General features: G+C 68.0%; 14 protein-coding genes. 7 read left to right on the forward strand and 7 right to left on the reverse strand.

Annotated features, from left to right (window positions below):
- Positions 1 to 106: 106 nt before the first annotated feature.
- Positions 107 to 1,150 (forward strand): c-type cytochrome, encoded by a 1,044-nt coding sequence (locus tag ACAV_RS20085; protein ID WP_013596413.1) that lies wholly within the window; start codon positions 107 to 109, stop codon positions 1,148 to 1,150.
- On the opposite strand, the gene fabB is transcribed toward ACAV_RS20085, so the two are convergent.
- The 3 genes from fabB to ACAV_RS20100 all read right to left on the reverse strand — a co-directional run bounded on the left by fabB (position 1,144) and on the right by ACAV_RS20100 (position 4,251).
- On the reverse strand, positions 1,144 to 2,370 hold the full coding sequence (gene fabB / locus ACAV_RS20090; RefSeq protein ID WP_013596414.1) for a beta-ketoacyl-ACP synthase I: 1,227 nt from the start codon (positions 2,368 to 2,370) through the stop codon (positions 1,144 to 1,146). The two genes, ACAV_RS20085 and fabB, sit on opposite strands and share 7 nt — an antisense overlap.
- Positions 2,367 to 2,909 carry a 3-hydroxyacyl-[acyl-carrier-protein] dehydratase FabA gene (fabA, locus tag ACAV_RS20095; RefSeq protein ID WP_013596415.1) on the reverse strand — a complete coding sequence of 181 codons (543 nt, stop codon included), beginning with the start codon at positions 2,907 to 2,909 and terminating at the stop codon, positions 2,367 to 2,369. Before fabA ends, fabB begins: the two co-directional genes overlap by 4 nt.
- A gap of 244 nt (positions 2,910 to 3,153) precedes the next feature.
- Positions 3,154 to 4,251 carry a type II asparaginase gene (locus ACAV_RS20100; RefSeq protein ID WP_013596416.1) on the reverse strand — a complete coding sequence of 366 codons (1,098 nt, stop codon included), beginning with the start codon at positions 4,249 to 4,251 and terminating at the stop codon, positions 3,154 to 3,156.
- A 143-nt stretch (positions 4,252 to 4,394) separates the two neighbouring features.
- Here ACAV_RS20100 and ACAV_RS20105 point away from each other — a divergent pair, with 143 nt between their 5' ends.
- Positions 4,395 to 5,333, forward strand: coding sequence for a LysR family transcriptional regulator (locus ACAV_RS20105; protein WP_041829384.1), 939 nt, complete (start codon positions 4,395 to 4,397; stop codon positions 5,331 to 5,333).
- Between the two features lie 15 nt (positions 5,334 to 5,348).
- On the opposite strand, the gene lnt is transcribed toward ACAV_RS20105, so the two are convergent.
- Both lnt and ACAV_RS20115 read right to left on the reverse strand, forming a co-directional pair.
- Positions 5,349 to 6,953 carry an apolipoprotein N-acyltransferase gene (gene lnt / locus ACAV_RS20110; RefSeq protein ID WP_013596418.1) on the reverse strand — a complete coding sequence of 535 codons (1,605 nt, stop codon included), beginning with the start codon at positions 6,951 to 6,953 and terminating at the stop codon, positions 5,349 to 5,351.
- A 2-nt stretch (positions 6,954 to 6,955) separates the two neighbouring features.
- Positions 6,956 to 7,840 (reverse strand): CorC family transporter, encoded by an 885-nt coding sequence (locus ACAV_RS20115; protein ID WP_013596419.1) that lies wholly within the window; start codon positions 7,838 to 7,840, stop codon positions 6,956 to 6,958.
- A gap of 240 nt (positions 7,841 to 8,080) precedes the next feature.
- On the opposite strand from ACAV_RS20115, the gene ACAV_RS20120 reads away from it, so the two are divergent.
- From ACAV_RS20120 to imm45, 3 genes are all read left to right on the forward strand, one after another.
- Entirely contained in the window at positions 8,081 to 13,156 is a 5,076-nt protein-coding gene (locus ACAV_RS20120) for an RHS repeat-associated core domain-containing protein (protein WP_013596420.1), read from the forward strand.
- Between the two features lie 3 nt (positions 13,157 to 13,159).
- Complete coding sequence (locus ACAV_RS24755; protein ID WP_157768796.1) at positions 13,160 to 13,693, forward strand: hypothetical protein; 534 nt, start codon at positions 13,160 to 13,162, stop codon at positions 13,691 to 13,693.
- Between the two features lie 412 nt (positions 13,694 to 14,105).
- Complete coding sequence (gene imm45, locus ACAV_RS24760) at positions 14,106 to 14,435, forward strand: Imm45 family immunity protein (protein ID WP_157768797.1); 330 nt, start codon at positions 14,106 to 14,108, stop codon at positions 14,433 to 14,435.
- A 174-nt stretch (positions 14,436 to 14,609) separates the two neighbouring features.
- On the opposite strand, the gene ACAV_RS20125 is transcribed toward imm45, so the two are convergent.
- On the reverse strand, positions 14,610 to 15,275 hold the full coding sequence (locus ACAV_RS20125) for a GNAT family N-acetyltransferase (protein WP_013596421.1): 666 nt from the start codon (positions 15,273 to 15,275) through the stop codon (positions 14,610 to 14,612).
- Positions 15,276 to 15,436: 161 nt separating this feature from the next.
- Entirely contained in the window at positions 15,437 to 15,919 is a 483-nt protein-coding gene (locus ACAV_RS20130) for an Lrp/AsnC family transcriptional regulator (protein ID WP_013596422.1), read from the reverse strand.
- A 164-nt stretch (positions 15,920 to 16,083) separates the two neighbouring features.
- Between ACAV_RS20130 and ACAV_RS20135 the strand changes: the two genes are divergently transcribed.
- Together ACAV_RS20135 and ACAV_RS20140 are read left to right on the forward strand one after the other, a co-directional pair.
- Positions 16,084 to 17,040, forward strand: a complete 957-nt coding sequence (locus ACAV_RS20135) for an esterase/lipase family protein (protein WP_013596423.1) — start codon at positions 16,084 to 16,086, stop codon at positions 17,038 to 17,040.
- A 3-nt stretch (positions 17,041 to 17,043) separates the two neighbouring features.
- The gene (locus ACAV_RS20140; protein ID WP_013596424.1) at positions 17,044 to 18,042 is read left to right on the forward strand and encodes a lipase chaperone family protein; all 999 of its coding nucleotides are present in this window, start codon (positions 17,044 to 17,046) and stop codon (positions 18,040 to 18,042) included.
- The last annotated feature ends 42 nt before the right edge of the window (positions 18,043 to 18,084 follow it).

The raw sequence follows: 18,084 nt of genomic DNA on the forward strand, positions 1-18,084 counted from the left end.
CCACCCCGAATTCCTGCGGAGGCTGCGGTGCCCGCACTTTCCTCGCCCCATCCATGCACAACGACTTTCCCGCCCCGAGGTGCAGTCACCCGTGGCAGCCCCCACGATGACCGTGAAACGCACAGGCCTGCAGGCACTGGCCCTCGCCCTGGCAGCCCTTCCATGGGCCGCCGGCGCCTTCGATATCGCTCCGCACCACGTGGGCGACACCCTTCCTACCGAACAGGCCCGGGCCATGCTGGCACGCCATGCCGCCCGGCCGCCACAGCCCTGGCGCGAGCCGGACGCCCACCGTATCCCTGCCGGGCCGGAGGGCGACGCGGTCCGCGAGGGCATCGACCTCCTGCGCAACACGTCCTCGCGCGTCGGCCGGCTGGCACCGGACGCATCGAAGCGCCTGTCCTGGAACAGCCTGAACTGCGTGCATTGCCACCAGGCCGGCCCGTCGGGCCTGCCGGGCACCAAGCCCTATGCGCTGCCTCTCGTGAATGCCGTCAACGACTATCCGAAGTTCGACATCAAGTCCGGGAAGATCATCTCGCTGGAGCAGCGCGTCATCGGCATGTTCGGCCCGGGCAGCGTGCCGGTCGGGCCGGACACGCCCGAACTGCGGTCCATCATGGCCTACCTGCGCTGGCTGGCGCAGGGGACGGTGCCGCATTCCGCCATGGAGCGAACGGGGCTGCTGCCCATGCCGCCCGTCGCGCGGGCGGCCGACCCGCAGCGTGGCGCGCGGCTGTTCGCCTCGCTGTGCAGCGCCTGCCATGGCGTGGACGCCACCGGCCAGCGGCGCCCGGACTTCGCCCAGGGCGGCGGCTACCTGTTTCCGCCGATCGCCGGCACGGACACGTACGACAACGCGGGCCACATGTTCGCGGTGCCGCTGCTCGCGCGCTACATCCGCGCGTCGATGCCTTCAGGCACCTCCTACGATCGGCCGCGGCTCACACCCGGGCAGGCGCTCGACATCGCGGCCTTCCTGAACGACGACGCCACGCCCCGCCTGCAGAGCCCGAACCGGCTGCGCCTCTATCCGGACCCGGCCCTGCGGCCGCAGGGCTTCGCGATACCGGAGCATTTCCCCGGCCAGCCCCAGGCCTACCGCCGGGCGAAGTTCGGCCCGTTCCGCGACGTCAACGAGAACTACTGACCGTCCCAGCGCCGCAGCACCAGGCTGGCATTGGTGCCGCCGAAGCCGAAGCTGTTGGACAGCGCGGTGCGCAGCGGCGCCTCGCGCGTGGCGGTCACCAGGGGCATGCCTTCCACGGCGGGGTCGGGCGTCTCGACATTGGCGGAGCCGGCGATGAAGCCCTTCTGCAGCATGATCAGGCAGTAGATCGCCTCCTGCACCCCGGTGGCGCCCAGCGAGTGGCCGGTGAGCGACTTGGTGGAGGAGAACGGCGGCACCGCGTCGCCGAAGACCGCGCGGATGGCGCGCAGTTCCGGCACGTCGCCCACGGGGGTGGAGGTGCCGTGGGTATTGATGTAGTCGATGGGCAGGTCCAGGCCCTCGATGGCCTGGCGCATGCACGCGATGGCGCCGTCGCCCGAAGGCGCGACCATGTCTGCGCCGTCGGACGTGGCACCGAAGCCGATCACCTCGCCGAGGATGGTGGCGCCGCGCGCCTGGGCATGCTCCAGGCTTTCGAGCACCACGGCGCCGCCGCCGCCCGACAGCACGAAGCCGTCGCGGTTCGCATCGTAGGCGCGGGAGGCTTTCTCGGGCGTGTCGTTGTACTTGCTGGACATCGCGCCCATGGCGTCGAACAGCAGTCCCATGCCCCAGGTGACCTCTTCGCCGCCGCCGGCGAACATCACGTCCTGCATGCCCCAGGCGATCTGCTGGGCCGCCGCGCCGATGCAGTGCGCGGACGTGCTGCAGGCGGACGTGATCGAATAGTTGATGCCCTTGATGCCGAAATTCGTCGAAAGGCAGGCCGAGACGGTCGAGCTCATGCAGCGCGTGACCTGGTAGGGCCCCACGCGGCGGATGCCCTTGGAGCGCAGGATGTCCGCGGACTCGATCTGGTTCTCGGGCGAGCCTCCGCCCGAACCCATGATGAGGCCGGTGCGCGGGTGCGAGACCTGGTCCGGTGCCAGGCCCGCCTGGGCGATGGCGTCCTCCAGGGCGACATGGGCATAGGCCGCGGCATCGCCCATGAAGCGCAGCTGCTTGCGGTCGATGCGCGCTTCCAGGTCGATGTCGGGCACGCCCGCCACCTGGCTGCGCATGCCCAGCTCGGCGAACTTCGGCATGGCACGGATGCCCGGGCGGCTCTCGCGCAGCGAGGCCTCCACGGTGGCGAGGTCGTTGCCGATGCAGGAAACGATGCCCGCGCCGGTGATGACGACACGCTTTCTCATGCTCATGCCCCCGCCTCCTCCCGCGCCGGCGCAGCCGCCGCGGCGTCTTCCTTCTTGAACAGGCCCACGCGCAGGTCGGAGGCCACGTAGATTTCCTGGCCGTCGGCCAGGAGGCGCGCATCGCCGATCGCCATGACCAGCTTGCGCTTGATGACGCGCTTGATGTCGATCTCGTAGGTGACGAGCTTGACGTTGGGGCCCACCTCGCCGGTGAACTTGACCTCGCCCGCCCCCAGTGCGCGTCCCCGGCCCGGCAGTTGCAGCCAGGTCAGGTAGAAACCGATGAGCTGCCACATCGCGTCCAGGCCCAGGCAGCCCGGCATGACCGGATCGCCCTGGAAGTGGCAGTCGAAGAACCAGAGATCCGGCCGCACGTCCAGTTCGGCGCGAATCCTCCCCAGCCCGTGCGCGCCGCCGTCGGCGTCGATGTGCGTGATGCGGTCGAACATCAGCATGGGCGGCAGCGGGAGTCGTCCGCTGTCAGGGGTGAACAGCCTGCCTTCGCCCGAGGCGATCAGTTGTTCATAGGAAAAGGATTCAGCCATTGTCAGTCGTGCTCCAGGTCGGCGCGCAGCGCCGCGTTTCGTGTGCGCAGCCCTGGCATCGCCGAGGGCCGCGGATGCGCATTATCCAGTCTGCGGCGGCCGCGCCCACCGCGCGGGGGCGACAGACCCCATGCGGGAATGCCGCACCCGCTTGACGCCGCGCAATAAAAAGGGCCGCACGCGGCGGCCCTTCGGGAGATCCGGCCGGAGGCAGGTGTGCCCCAGGACCGTGCGGCCGAGCCGCTCAGTATTGCCAGAAGATGCGCTGCAGTTCCTGGCTGGTCTGGGGCTTGGTCAGGGCCACGGCCGCCAGGATGCGGGCCTTCTGGGGATTCAGGTCGTGCGCGACGACCCAGTCGTACTTGTCATCGGGCTGTTCGGCGTTGCGCAGCACGAAACCGTCGGCCACGCGCGAGGAGCGCACGATCTGCACGCCCTTGCCGCGCAACTCCTGCAGGGCAGGCACCACGCGGTCGGCCACGGAGCCGTTGCCCGTGCCGGCGTGGATCAGGGCCTTCACGCCCGTGTTGCCCACGGCATCGATGGTCGAGCGCGGCACGTTGCCATAGCCATAGACGATGTCCACGGGCGCCAGGGTGGTGATGTCGTCGATGTTGAACTCCGACTGCATCGTGTGGCGCTTGACGGGGGCGCGGAACCAGTAGGTCTTGCCTTCCACCACCATGCCCAGCGGGCCCCACTGGCTGCGGAACGCCTGGGTCTTGATGTTGACGCCCTTGGTCACGTCGCGGCCGCTCTGGATCTCGTCGCTCATGGTGACGAGCACGCCCTTGCCGGCCGACTCCTTGCTGGCGGCCACCGTGACGGCCTCCAGCAGGTTCAGGGCGCCGTCCGCGGACAGGGCGGTGCCCGGGCGCATGGAGCCGACGACGACGATGGGCTTGTTGGTGTGGACGACCAGGTTCAGGAAGTAGGCGGTCTCTTCCAGCGTGTCGGTGCCGTGGGTGATGACGATGCCGTCCACGTCGGACTGCTTGGACAGCGCGGAGACACGCTTGCCCAACTGCAGCAGCTGGTCGTTGGTGAAGCTCTCGGAAGCGATCTGGAAGACCTGCTCGCCCTTCACGGCAGCCACGTTGGACAGCTCCGGCAGCCCTGCCAGCAGCTTGTCCACCGGCACCTTGGCCGCGGCATAGGAAGCGCTGTTGGCGGCCGTGGCGCCTGCGCCGGCGATGGTTCCGCCGGTGGCCAGCACCACGACGTTGGGCTTGGCAGCCGGCTGCATGGGCGCTGCGGACTGCGTCTGCGCACCGGCCACGAGGCCCCAGGCAGCGAAGGCTGCGCCAGCCAGAAGGCGCTTGATATTCATTTGCGGGAACATGACTCGCTCATCTCCTTTGAGTAATTGTTACAAGCCCGTTGTACGGGTGCCGTATGGTAGGAAGGCCACAACACGGCAGTGGGGAATAATCCGCGGCTTGGTATGAATGAAATTCATACCCCCTCCGATCCGCGCCCATGCCCATGAATCTCCGGCAACTCGAAGTCTTCCAGGCCGTCATGCAGACGGGCAACATGAGCGCCGCCGCCCGGCTCGTCAGCATCACCCCGTCGGCCGTGAGCAAGACCATCGCCCATGCCGAACTGCAGCTCGGCTATCCGCTGTTCAACCGCGTCCGCGGAGCCCTGGTGCCCACGCCCGAGGCGCAGGCCTTGTTCGCGGCATCGGTCCAGATCCACCGCCAACTCGACGAGCTGCGCCGCACCGCCGTCAACCTGCGCCAGCCCGAGGGCGGCCAGGTGCGCCTGGGCGCGATTCCCTCGGTCACGCACACCTTCCTGCCCACGGTGCTGGAGCTGCACGTGCGCGAGTCCCCCCGCGTGAAGGTGGAAGTTCGCACCCTGCACCCCGACCAGATGGCCCAGGCGCTGCTGACCCGGGCGGTGGATTTCGCCCTGGGCTTCTATCCACACCCGCACCCGCAGGTGTGCAGCGCCATCCTGGTCAGCGGCCCGCTCTCGATCGCGGTAGGCCGCGACATATGGCAGCGGGCCGTGCGCGTGAGCCGCAACGACCCGATCTCGTTCCTGTCCAACACCCCGATGATCCAGCTGCTGGGCGACGACCCCATGCGCGGTCCCATGGCCGAACTGGCGCGGGACCTGGGAGTGCATACCGAACTGGGCATCCAGGTGCAGACCTCGCAACTGGCGGTGGAACTGGTGCGGCGCGGACTGGGCTGGACGGTGGTGGATTTCCTCACGGCCGGCAACCTGGACCCGGCCACGGTGGTGGCGGTACCACTGCGCCACCTCCCGCCCATTCCTCTGCATGCCTACCATGCAGAGCACCGCCCGCCGGACCGGCACGCGGCCCGGATGCTGTCGAGGCTGCCGGGGTTGCTGCACGCGGTGCTGGGGCGCGCGCCCTCGGCGGAGCAGCCGGTGACATCCGGCAGCTGACCCGGGGCGGCGGTATCAGCGTCCGCGGGAGCGCGCCGCGAAGGCCGCGGCCACCACCAGTGCGCCCAGCAGCCACAGCGGCCACAATCCGGCCCGCCCCGCCCACCAGGCGAAGGGCGTGGGCGGCCCGTCCCGCCCCTCTACCTCGCCGCGCAGGATGCCGCGCTGCACCGACGGCAGCCGCGCGGCCACCACGCCGCGGTGGTCGATCAGCGCGGTGGCCCCGGTGTTGGTGGCGCGCACCATCGGTCGCTCGAACTCCAGCGCCCGCATGCGGCTGATCGCCAGGTGCTGGTCGATGGCCACGGAATCACCGAACCAGGCGATGTTGCTCACGTTGACGAACACCGTCGGGGCCCCGGCGCGGTCCGCGAAGCGCGCGGCCAGCTCTTCGCCGAACAGATCCTCGTAGCAGATGTTCGGTGCCAGGCGCTGCCCGGCCCAGGCGAAGGGTGCCTGGACCATGCCGCCCCGGTTGAAATCGCCCAGCGGGATGTTCATCAGTTCGGTGAACCACCGGAAGAACGGCGGGACGAACTCCCCGAACGGCACGAGGTGGTGCTTGTCGTACTGGTAGGTCGCCGGCTGGCCCGGCGCGTAACCGATGACGGAATTCGTATAGCCACGCTCCGGGTCGCCCAGCGGGATGCCGATCAGCGCGGCCCGGCCGCCCTGCGGCCCGCTGCGGGTGAAACGCTCCGCGATGGACTCCAGGTAGCCCGGCACCAGTTGCTGGGGCAGCAACGGGATGGCGGTCTCCGGCGCCACGACCAGGGCGGCATCCGCTTCGCGCAACGCGTCGCCGTACCAGCGCAGCGCCATGGGCACGCCGCTGCCGGCCTGGAATTTCTCGTCCTGCGGGATATTGCCCTGCAGCAGCGCAACGGACAGCAGGGAGGGGGCTTCGGCCACCTGGCCACCGCAGCGGTCCACCGCGCAGTGGCGCTGCGCGGCCAATCCCGCCCAGGCGCATGCCAGCGCCACGGCCGCGGCCCAGCACCGGGGACGGCGCAGGTCCGCCACCCGCAGTTGAACGGCCAGCATCGCCAGCAAGGCGGCCATGGCGCCGATGCCATACACCCCCACCCAGCGGGCAAGCACCCGCAAGGGGCCCTCGACGTGCGCATAGCCGCCGGCGCCCCAGGGGAAGCCGGTCCACCACACGCCGCGCGCCAGTTCGGCCAGCAGCCAGAGCGCGGCGAAGGCGGCGGCCTGCCAGCCCCTGCGGCGCGGAAGGCGTTCGCGCAGATGCACGAACACCGCCGACGCGGCCGCGTAGTAGCTGCCCAGGAAGGCCGCCAGCGCCAGCACCGCCAGTGCCGCCAGCGGCGCCGCCAGGCCGCCGTAGGTGTGCATGGAAATGAACAGCCACCAGAAGGTGCCCGCGAGCCAGGCCGTGGCGAAGGCGGCGCCGAGACCGGCCCCCTGCCCTGCCCCGCGTGCCGACAGCAGGACGCGCGCGAAAGCCGCCAGGGAGGCGATCTGCAGCCACCAGAGCGGCTCGCCGCCCCAGGGCCAGGCGATGGAAGCCGCCTGCGCCAGCCCGGCCAGCACGGCAGCCGTCCACAGGAGCGCCGCGGGCGCGCGCGGGCGCCCGGTGCCATGGGCTTGCAGGAGCATGGTCAGCCGGCGTCCGGTTCGGCGCCCGGGGGCTGCGGCGACACCTTGAACCAGCGCACCGCGCCGCCCTTGGTGTGCAGCACCACGAAGCGCAGGCCGCCGAGGTCCAGCGATTCGCCGCGGCGGGGCGCATGGCCCAGTTCGTGCGCGATCAGGCCCCCGATGGTCTCGAACTCCTCGTCCCGGTCGGAGCCCTCGAGGGCTGGCAGGTCGAACGCCTCGGCCACGCGCTCCACGGGCGTGTCGCCGCTCACGCGGTAGGTCCGGTCCGCCAGGGCGAAGATGTCGCCCTCGTCCTCGGGAATGTCGAATTCGTCCTCGATCTCGCCGACGATCTGCTCGAGCACGTCCTCGATGGTGACCAGCCCGGCCACCCGGCCGAACTCGTCGATCACCACCGCCATGTGGATGCGGTTGGCACGGAACTCGCGCAGCAGGTCGTTCAGGCCCTTGCTCTCGGGCACGTACACCACGGAGCGCAGCAGCGCCCGGAGGTTCAGCTCGGGCGCCCGCTGCAGCTTGAGCAGGTCCTTCGCCATGAGGATGCCGATGATGTTGTCGCGCTCCCCCTGGTACACCGGGAACCGCGAATGGGCGGTGTCGATCACCTGGTGCAGCAGCGCCTCGAACGGCTGGTCGATGTCGATCAGGTCCATGCGCGGCGCAGGCACCATCACGTCGCTGGCCGTCATCTCGGCCATGCGCAGGACGCGTTCGAGCATCACGCGCGCATCGGCATTGATGACGTCGTTGTCCTCCGCCTCGGCCAGGGTGGCGATCAGTTCATCCTTGGAATCGGGGCCGGGATGGATGAATTCGATGAGGCGCTGCAGGAGCGTGCGCTTGTCTTCGCGGTCGGAGGGGCGCGCGGGGTGGGGGTCGGACACGGTCTCGGTGTGCAGGACGTGCGGTGGTTGTCAGGCCTCCAAGGATAGCGGATGCCCGCGACACCCTCCGCTGGCGTGCCGCGGGCCGGCCCTCACACCCTGACACAAATTCGCCCGGCGCAGCCCGGCCGCTGCGGGCTGCCGCTTCCTATCATGCCGCCTTCCGGGGCGGCGCCGGCGCCATGTGCGGCGGCAGCCGGCAGCCCCTGTGCACAGGCAATACGACAGGAGAACACCAGCATGGGAGGCATGGCGGCGGCGAGGCAGGCGGACGAGATAGGACACGTGTCGGTGTGGGCGAGGCTGGCGCGTGTGGGGTTGAGGCTGGCGTCGGGGATGGTGGAGACGCTGCTGGTGGCGGGGGTGGTGGCGCTGGCGGCGGGGGTGTCGGTGGCGACGATGGGGTGCGGTGCGATCCTGGCGTGCGGTCTGCTGGCGGGGTTCATCGGGGGAGCGACGGGCTGGAGCGACTACAAGGAAAAAAAGATCCAGGAGATGACCGAGGACATCGGGGAGCTGGACATCACGGGCACGCTGGGCATCCGCGGGGCGGCGACGGTGCGCATCAACGGGCGCGCGGCGATGCGTGCGGTGGCGGATGCGGCCGTGTGCCGCGACCATGGCCAGCCGAACCCCAACTTCATCGCCGAGGGCTCGGACTCGGTCTTCATCGAAACCTACCCGGCCGCACGCAAGGGCGACAAGATGATGTGCGCGGCGCAGATCGCCAGCGGCTCGGACGACGTGCTGGTGGGGGGCAACAAGACGGCATACCTGGAGATCGCCGACGACCGGGCGTGGTGGGAGACGGCGCTGGAGATCGGGGTGGGCCTGGCGATGGGCCGGGGCAACTTCCTGGGCAAGGTGGGGTGCCTGGCGCTGGGGGCGGTGGTGGGCATGGCGGGCGACGCGCTGGGGCGGGGCTTCCGGGCGCTGATCGGCTACCCGGTGCACCCGGCCACGGGCGGCAAGGTGCTGGACGGCAGCCAGGACACGGACTTCGTGCTGCCCGGGCCGCTGGGCATTGCCTGGCGGCGCTTCTACAGCAGCCACGACCACCGGGAGGGCAGCCTGCACGGCGCGGGCTGGAGCGTGCCCTACGAGATCGAGCTGCACGTCGAGCGGCCGGCCGCCGGTGCGCCGCCTTCGCGCATCACCTACGTCAACCCGCAAGGGCGGCACATCGGGCTGCCGGATGTCGAGCCGGGCACGGCGCTCTTCAACGTCGGGGAAGGCTTCACCCTGGGCTGCACGGCGGGCGGCCACTACGAAGTGGGCGAGCTCGACCACGTGGCCTACCAGTTCGGCCCGGCGCCGCAGGAGGCGGGCACGCATGTGCTGAAACTGCTGCGCATCCGGGACCGGTTCGGGCACTGGGTGGGGTTGCGCTACGACGGCGAGCGGCGCCTGGCGGGCATCGCGGACCACCTGGGCCGGTTGTTGCGGCTGGACTATGAGCCGGGCAGCCGGCGGGTGGTGGCGATCCACCTCGTGCAGGCCGCGCCGGGCGAGCAGCTGGGCCTGCTGGCGACCTACCGTTACGACGCGGGCGGCCAGCTCACGCAAGTGCAGGACCGCACGCGCGCGACCGTGCGGCGCTTCGCCTACGCCGAAGGCCTGATGGTGCGCCAGGAGGACGCGGCCGGCTTCGCGTGCCACTACGCCTGGGAGGATGCGGCGCAGGCCAGCGGCCCCGAGCGGCAGGACGGTGCGCGCGGGCCCGATGGCCGGCCCCTGCGCGACCGCCGGGTGGTGCGGCACTGGACGGAGGACGGCGAGAACTACGCCATCGCCTATGGCTTCGATGGCGGCTTCGATAGCGGGCCCGCCAGCGAGGCCGGTGGCTGGACAAGCGCAACCGACCAGCTCGGGCGCGAGGAGCGCTGGCAGTGGGACCGCTGGCACAACCTCACGGCCTACACCAACGCGCTGGGCGCCACGTGGCGGCTCGTGTGGAACGAGCGGCGCGAGTTGCTGTCGTGCACCCGGCCCTCGGGGGCGAGCACCACCTTCCAGTACGACGACAACGGCATGCAGACGGGCGTGGTGGACCCGCTGGGGCGGCTCACGCGCACGCTCTGGGACAGCCGGTGGTTCGAGCCGCTGCGCACCACGGGCCCGGATGGCGCCACGTGGCGCTACGAATACGACCGCCAGGGCCTGCTGGTGCAGGAGACGGCGCCCGATGGGGGGGTGACGCGCTACGCCTACGACGCGCAGGGCCAGGTGGTGCAGATCGAGGACGCACTGGGTGGGGCCAGGACCTTGCAGTGGAACGAGCGGGGCCTGCTGGCGCGGTACACCGACTGCTCGGGGCGCACGACGCGCTACGGCTGGGACGGCTGGGGCCAGCTGCAATCGGTGACCGACGCGCTGGGCCAGCAGACGCAGGGCGTGGTGGATGCGCGCGGGCTGCTGCGCTCGCTGCGGCTGCCCGACGGCAGCAGCCAGGGGTTCGAGTACGACGCGGGCGGACGGCTGGTGGAGCACACGGACGCGCTCTCGCGGGGCACGCGCTACGGATACAACGCGCGCGGGCAGCTGCTGTGGCGGCGCGACGCGCAGGGCCGGGAGATCGGCGCGGCGCACGATGGCGCACACCGGCTCTCGGCACTCGCCACGGAAAACGGTGGCGTGTACCGGTTCCGCTACGACGATGCGGACCGGCTGGTGGAGGAAGAGCGCCTGGACGGCACGCGGGTGGGGCTGGAATACGACGCGGACGGGCACGTGGTGGCGGTGGTGCACCACCCGGCGCGGGGCGACGACGTGTTCCATGAACTGGAGACCCAGGCGCAGGACGGCACGCTGCGGGAAGGCCCGGCAGCCCGAAACGCGCAGGTGCCGCGGCGCACGGAGCTGCAGCGCGACGCGCTGGGGCGGCTGGTGCAAAAGCGGGTGGGCGCCAGCGTGCTGCGCTACCGCTACGACGCGGGCGGTCGGCTGGTGGAGGCATCGCGCTGGCGGCGCCAGGCCGGGGAGCAGGCCGAAACCCCAGCCGGCGCTGAAGCCGAAACGGACAACGCCCCCCTGGAGCTGCAGCACACGACGCGTTTCGAATACGACGCGCTGGGCCGCATCGTGGCCGAGCACGCGCAGGATGCGGCGAGCGGGCAGGTGCACACGCTGCGGCACGAGCACGACGCACTGGGCAACCGCACGCGCACGCAGCTGCCGGCCGTGGGCGCCGGCCGATCGGGACAGACGGGCCAAGCGGTGCTGCGGCGCAGCCTGAACTACCTGCACTACGGCTCGGGGCACCTGCACCAGATCAACCTGGGGCTGGCCGAGGAATGGGCGCAGGAGGCATCGCCGGAAGCACTGCAGGAGTCGCTGCCGGGTGAAACGCTGCAGGCCAGCGTGCTGGGCGGGGGCCCGGACGGCGTGCTGCCCGAACCGGTGCGCGAGGTGCACCGGCTCATCGCCGACATCGAGCGCGACGCGCTGCACCGGGAGGTGCTGCGCACGCAGGGCACGCTGTCCACGCGCTACGCACTGGATGCGCTGGGACGGCGCACGGGCAGCTGGACGCGCTCGGGGCTGGGGCTGCAGGACGCGGCGGGCGAGGACTGGCGCGGGGCGTGGCAGCAGCAGGTGGAGGCGCTCGCCCAGCGCGGCCCCTCGGCGGCCGTGGGGCTGCTCAAGCAGTACCGCTACGACGCGGTGGGCGAGCTGCGCGAGAGCGTGCACAGCCACAAGGGGCGCACAAGCTGGCGCTATGACGCCACGGGGCGGGTGGAGCAGGCGCTGCGCGCAGGCCCCGGGGCGCAGCCGGGCGCGGGCGTGCAGGGCCGCTCGGAAGAGGTGTTCCGCTACGACCCGGCGGGCAACCTGCTGGATGCGAGCCTCGCGTCGCGCATGGCGGCCAACGATGGAGGCCCTGGAGGCTCCGGCACGGGCTCCACGGGCTACCTGCGCGACAACCTGGTGCGGGTGTATGAGGACAAGCGCTTCGCCTACGACGGCTTCGCGCGGCTGCGCGAGAAGCGCATCGGGCGGCACACGGTGCAGCGCTTCGAGTGGGACGATGAAGACCAGTTGGTAGCGGTGGAGACCACGCGCCACCCGGGCACGGCCCAGGCCACGCGCCAGCGGGTGGAGTTCCGCTACGACGCGCTGGGCCGGCGCATCGCCAAGCAGGATGCGTTCGGGCGCACGGAGTTCATCTGGGAGGGCATGCGGCTGATCGAGGAGCGGCGCGGCTCGAAGGTGGTGAGCTACGTGTACGAGCCGGGCAGTTACGTGCCGCTGGCGCGCATCGATGCGGATGGGCAGCGGCTGGAGGGCAGCGGGCACGGCGGGCTGGTGGGCAGCGCAGGAGCGGATGCTGCAGGCCCGGCAGGCACCCAAGGCCCTCCAGGCAGCCAAAGCAGCCGCTACGCCGCGCTGAACCCGATGGCCGCGCCCGGCAGCAGCGCGGCAGCGCATGCCGCTTCCGCTTCAGCCCAAGGACCGGCACACGCCCATGCCCAAGCCCAGACTCCGTCCGAATCCCGCCTGCGTGCCAGCGCCCAGGTGAGCTACTTCCACAACGACCCCTCGGGCCTGCCGGAAGAGGTGACGGACGAAGCCGGCGAGGTGCGCTGGCGCGCGAGCTGGCGCACCTGGGGCAGCGCGCTGGAGGAGCGCTGGGAGGCCGTGCGCATCGACGGCAGCGCCATTCCTGCGGTGCAGCAGCGGCACCGGGACGAGGACACGCTGGAGCAGAACCTGCGCCTGCAGGGCCAGTACCTGGACCGCGAGACGGGGCTGCACTACAACACCTTCCGGTACTACGACCCGGATATGGGGCGGTTCATCAGTCCGGATCCGATCGGGCTGGCGGGTGGGCTCAATCTGCAACGGTATGCGATCAATCCCCTGGCCTGGATTGACCCATGGGGTTTGTGTGGCGAGAAAATCAAAAACAAATTCCCCAATGAAGGGCCGCCAGCAGATGGAAAAATCCTTGGAACAGCCGTTTCCAATAAGGGACTGGTCACCATTCCCGGAAAGGGACCGCTGCGTGGAACTTTCGACTTCGTTGTCACACAAGACAATCAACTCATTCTTGGGAAACGCCATGTGACTCTTTCCGGCGGGGCAGATGTCCAAGCTGCTGGCAGCATGCGTTTGAAGGGCGGAAAAATTCTGGAAATTGATAATCTCTCTGGACATTACCAGCCAACGCCAGCACAGGCGGCAGGCTTTCCTTCAGCCATCAACAATGCAGGATTCAGCACCAAGGGCGCGACACTGCAGCCCTACTCCATTTCTCCGACGCCTTCGGGCAATCATGTCCTGCCTCCCAGGCCGCTGCCACCAACAATGCTCTAAATCGTGCAAGAAGAAATAACACCACTCGCGGAGTTAATAAGCAAAACGTACTGGGACGAAGCGCGTTCCGGGATAGAATTTTTTGCTCAATTCAGAAGTGAACTGGAGCGCGTCTCTTTTGTTAACTTCAGCTTATTCATACTTGCGAATTATCACGATTCTTTTTGCTGCGACTTTTTTCTCTCAACTCCATTCTTATGGTCGCAAAAAGACCCTTCAATATGGATTGAAATAATAGAGAAAAACAAACCAAGGCCAGCATTACCAAAAATCAAGGATGCCAGCGGAAAAAATTCGGATATTGTTTTTTTGCAAAAATATGTCGAGGTGGACGCCATCCGCTATCTGATTAGCGCACCCAACGTAACTGAAACCGACAAAAAAAACATATCCGAATATTTTCAATATTTCTGGTACACCCTCAGAAGCAACGATCATGATGCCTCTGATTTGGATGGAATTTACTTCGTCCACAAAAAAGTTCTGAACAACATAAAAAACACGCTAGTAAATGACTTTCACTTAAGCCCGGCTTAGAAAAATGAATCAAAAAGCATCAAAACAACAAATAGAGAAGGGCCCGGATATAGAAACCGCAAAGCAGAACCTCAAGAACAATCAAAATGACGCATTAGAAGAAACTTTCTGCCACGAACTCTTTGAACTAGGCACCTTCAATGAGAAGCTGCTTCAGGAACTAATACTAGACATGAAGCTTGTCGCGGCGAATTCACGAGATATTACTCAATCAAAATCAATGAAATGGATCATCTTGAATACCATGAGGTGCTTCACTTCACATTTCAACAAAAATGATCTATATAAAATAAAAAAATCTGAACGAAGAAATTTATTCAAGATGGAGCGATGAATATTTTGAGCACTTCAAGGAAATATTATTTAATCTAGACCAATAATAGATTTTACCCCCCCAGACTGGCAGAGAGATATGACGGTCATGACCATGGACAGCCGAAACAGGCTCCTCGAATATACCAACAATATAGAAAGAGGCAAAATAATTCGCTGCTACACTCCCAATGAAGATCGTCTAGATCTCATGGTAATTGAGCCCAATCAAAAAGACGAGCAATGCTATGCCTTGCTCAACCTGACAGGTTATAAAGCAGGTCTTATTTACGCTCTCCTACCGAAAGACTCCCAGCCATCAAACGAAGAGGGATACGCAATAGACAAAGACTGGTTGATATCCAACTGGAGTAAATGGGGGTATTTTGATTGCCCCATAGACAATGTCTACGTAATAGAAAAATTATAATCCAGACACGCAGGGAAATTGAAAACCTACGACCCGAAGCAAAGGCTCGGGCTCGAGGAATACTACATCCCCGGCAATGACTCATTCATCAGGATCATTGCATCGCCATACCACGTACAAATTGACGGAAGTCAGCGCCATCCAGCCTCCTCTTGAAGGCCGAACCATTCCACATCACGCCCCCGGCGGCGTCCCACTCCGCGCTGCCTGCATCCCCGCCAGAAATGCCCGGAACTGCCGGGCCTGGCGCTTGAGCTGGTAGTCCATCTCGGCCAGCCGGTGCACCACCTTCTGCGCCATGCGTGACTGCAGGCCCGCGGGGGCAATCTCGAGGTAGGCCTCCGATTCCGAACCGTCGCGGCGCACGACGGCGCCGGCCTTGCGGGCGATGCGCAGCATGGCGGTGTTTTCGCTGAGCGCGTGGATGAACACCATGCGCACGTCCCGGTTGCGCGCATGCATGACGGCGCGCTCGAAGAGCCGGGCGCCGAAGCCGCGGCCCCGGGCCTGGGCGAGCACGGAGACGCCGAACTCGGCGCAACTGCGGTGCTCGGCCGCGTCGCCGTAGGCCAGGTGGGCGACGGCAATGAGTTCGAGCCGGCGGTTGTAGATGCCGAAGACCTCGTCGCGCACGAAGTCGAGCTGCTGCACGTAGCGCAGCACCTGTTCATCCGACGCGGCATAGCCGAAGCGCAGGTAGCGGTCGCCGGGCTCCAGGCGCAGCAGGTGGACGGCGATGCGACCGCGGTGCTCGGGGCCCAGCGAGCGGATGGGCACCACGACCGGCGCACCGCGCCGCGCGGGTCGCGGGGGGTGGGTGTCGGTGGCAGGCGCAGGCATGGCGCGAATTTTAGGGTTTTCCCCTAGCACATGGCATGCCGTGGCCTGGAAACCACGCAAACGCCGGCCTTGCGAGCTTCCAGGTACAGGACCGTTCCAGATGCCCTGCCTTCAATGTTTTTTTGCTACTTATTCAATAGCAAATACCTGTCGCCAATGTGTCAGACCGGCACCGCGGTCGTGCTCTTCACGCGGTCGAGCACGAAGCTGGTCTTGCAGTCCTGCACGCTGGGGTGCTTGAGCAGCGTGTCCATGATGAAGCGGCTGTAGTGGGCCATGTCGGCCACGACCACACGCAGCAGGTAGTCCATCTCGCCGGTGAGCGCGGAGCATTCCACCACCTCGGGCCAGGTCTGGACGCTGGCACGGAACAGGTCCATGGGATTGCGCTTGTGGCTTTCGGTGTGCTTTTCCAGCCGGACGTTGAGGTAAGCCGTGAGGCCCAGGCCCACGGCCTCCGGACGCACCAGGGCCACATAGCGGTCGATCACGCCGGCATCTTCCAGGCGCTTGGCGCGGCGCAGCACCGCGCTGGGCGACAGGCCCACCTGCTCGCCGATGACGTCGTAGGTTTCGCGGCCGTTGTCCTGAAGGCAGCGCAGGATCGCCCGATCAAGCCGGTCCAGTGCGTGGGAAGCGCTCATGGCACAGGATTCTACGAAGCCCCGCGCGTGCAGGCACGGCCCGCCGGCATCTCCCCGGGTTTGTCCGGGTGGAACGCGGCCATGGGCGGCGAATAATGGAATCCACAAAAAAGAACGGTCGTTCTTTTTTGTGCGCATCACTACAACGACGGAGACAAGCAACTATGAACGGAACCCTTCGCGGCCTCGGCCGCTTCAGGGCGCTGGCGGCGCGCGCCGCCCTCGCCTTATCCCTGGGCTGCGCATTCACTGCGCCGGCCGTCCATGCGCAAAGCGGCTACACGCAGACGCGCTACCCCATCGTGCTGGTGCACGGCCTGTTCGGGTTCGATTCGGCCCTGGGCGTGGATTACTTCTACGGCATCCCCGATGCGCTGCGCAGGGATGGCGCGCAGGTGTTCGTGGCCCAGGTGTCGGCCACCAACAGCACCGAGGTGCGCGGCGAGCAGTTGCTCGCCCAGGTCAAGCAGGTGCTGGCGGTCACGGGTGCGGCGAAGGTGAACCTGGTCGGGCATTCCCACGGCGGCCCGACCATCCGTTACGTCGCCGGCGTGGCGCCACAGCTCGTGGCATCGGTCACGTCGATCGGCGGGGTGAACAAGGGCTCCCGCGTGGCGGATGTGGTGCGCGGCGTGGCGCCTCCGGGCTCGGTGTCCGAATCGGTGGCGAGCGCCGCGGCCGGTGCACTCGCGCAGGTGATCAGCGCAGCATCGGGCGGCTCCGGCCTGCCGCAGAAGCCGACGGCAGCGCTGGACTCGCTCACCACGGCCGGCGCGGCGGACTTCAACCGCCGCTTTCCGCAGGGGCTGGCCAGCGGTTGCGGGAACGGCGCCGACGTGGTGAACGGCGTGCGCTACTACTCCTGGACGGGCACGCAGCCGGTCACGAACGTGCTCGACCCGAGCGATGCAGGCCTGGCCCTGCTGGCGCCGGTGCACGGCGAGGCGAACGACGGGCTGGTGTCCGCATGCTCCTCGCGGCTGGGCCGGCACCTGGGGGATTACCGCCAGAACCACCTGGATGAGATCAACCAGCTGGTGGGGCTGCGGGACCTGTTCTCTCCCGACCCGGTGACGCTCTACCGCCAGCACGCCAACCGGCTGAAGCAGCAGGGGCTCTGACCGATGGCGGCGGCACGCGGGCGGATGGCGGCCGCGCTGCTGGCGGCTGCGGCACTGGGCCTGGCCGGCTGGTGGACGCAGCGCGCCACGGCAGACGGTGCGGGCGAGGCTGTGGCGCGCCCTGCATCCGGCCTGGCGGCGGACGCCTCCGCATCCGCGCGCCGGCCGCCCGGCGGGCCCGATCCGCGGTTCCTGGCGCCGCGCTCCGCGGCCGAGCTGGAGGTGCTCCAGACCGATCCGCTGCTGGGCGCGGGCCTGCGCGACACGCTCGAAACCTTGCTGGAGGAAGCGCTGGACGCCGGGCCGACCACCGACGCGGCCACGCTCAAGCGGCGGCTGGCGGGCCTGGTGGACCGCCATTTCCCGGAGGCGGTGCGTGAGCGTGCCCTGGCGCTGGCCGGCCGCTATGTGGATTACCGCGCCGCGCTCGGCACGGTGGCGCCGCCCGCCGACCTGTCCGACCCGAAGGCGCTGCGGGCCTCCATGGAGGAGCGCGACCGGCTGCGCGAGCGTTTCTTCGAGCCTGGCGAAGCCACTGCACTGTTCGGGGGCGAAGCAGCGCTGGACCGCCACACGCTCGCGCGGCTGGAGATCCTGCAGGACACCAATCGCTCCCCGCAGGAGAAGGCCCGGGCGCTCCAGGACGCAGAGAACGCGCTGCCCGCCGAATTGCGCGCTGCGCGGCAGGCCTACGCCACCCCGCAGGCGGTGGCGGAGCAGACGGCCGCGCTGGATGCCCGCCAGGCCGACGACGCGACGCGCCATGCGGAGCGCAGCGCCCGTTACGGCGCGGCGGCTGCCGACGCCCTGGCACGCCTGGATGGCGAGGAGCGGCAGTGGCAGCAGCGGCTGGACCAGTACCAGCAGGCCCGGGCCACGCAGGGCGACGGCCCGGCGCTGCAGAAGCTGCGCGAGCAGTTGTTCACGCCCGAGGAGCGGCTGCGCGTGGAAGGGGCCCTGGCGCTGCGTTCCACGCGCCCCGGCACAGCGGGCGGGGGCTGAGCGCCGGCTCCATAGCCGGCAGGATCGGCCACAGGTTGCGCC

It is taken from the genome of Paracidovorax avenae ATCC 19860, assembly GCF_000176855.2.
Taxonomy (GTDB): Bacteria; Pseudomonadota; Gammaproteobacteria; order Burkholderiales; family Burkholderiaceae_C; genus Paracidovorax; species Paracidovorax avenae.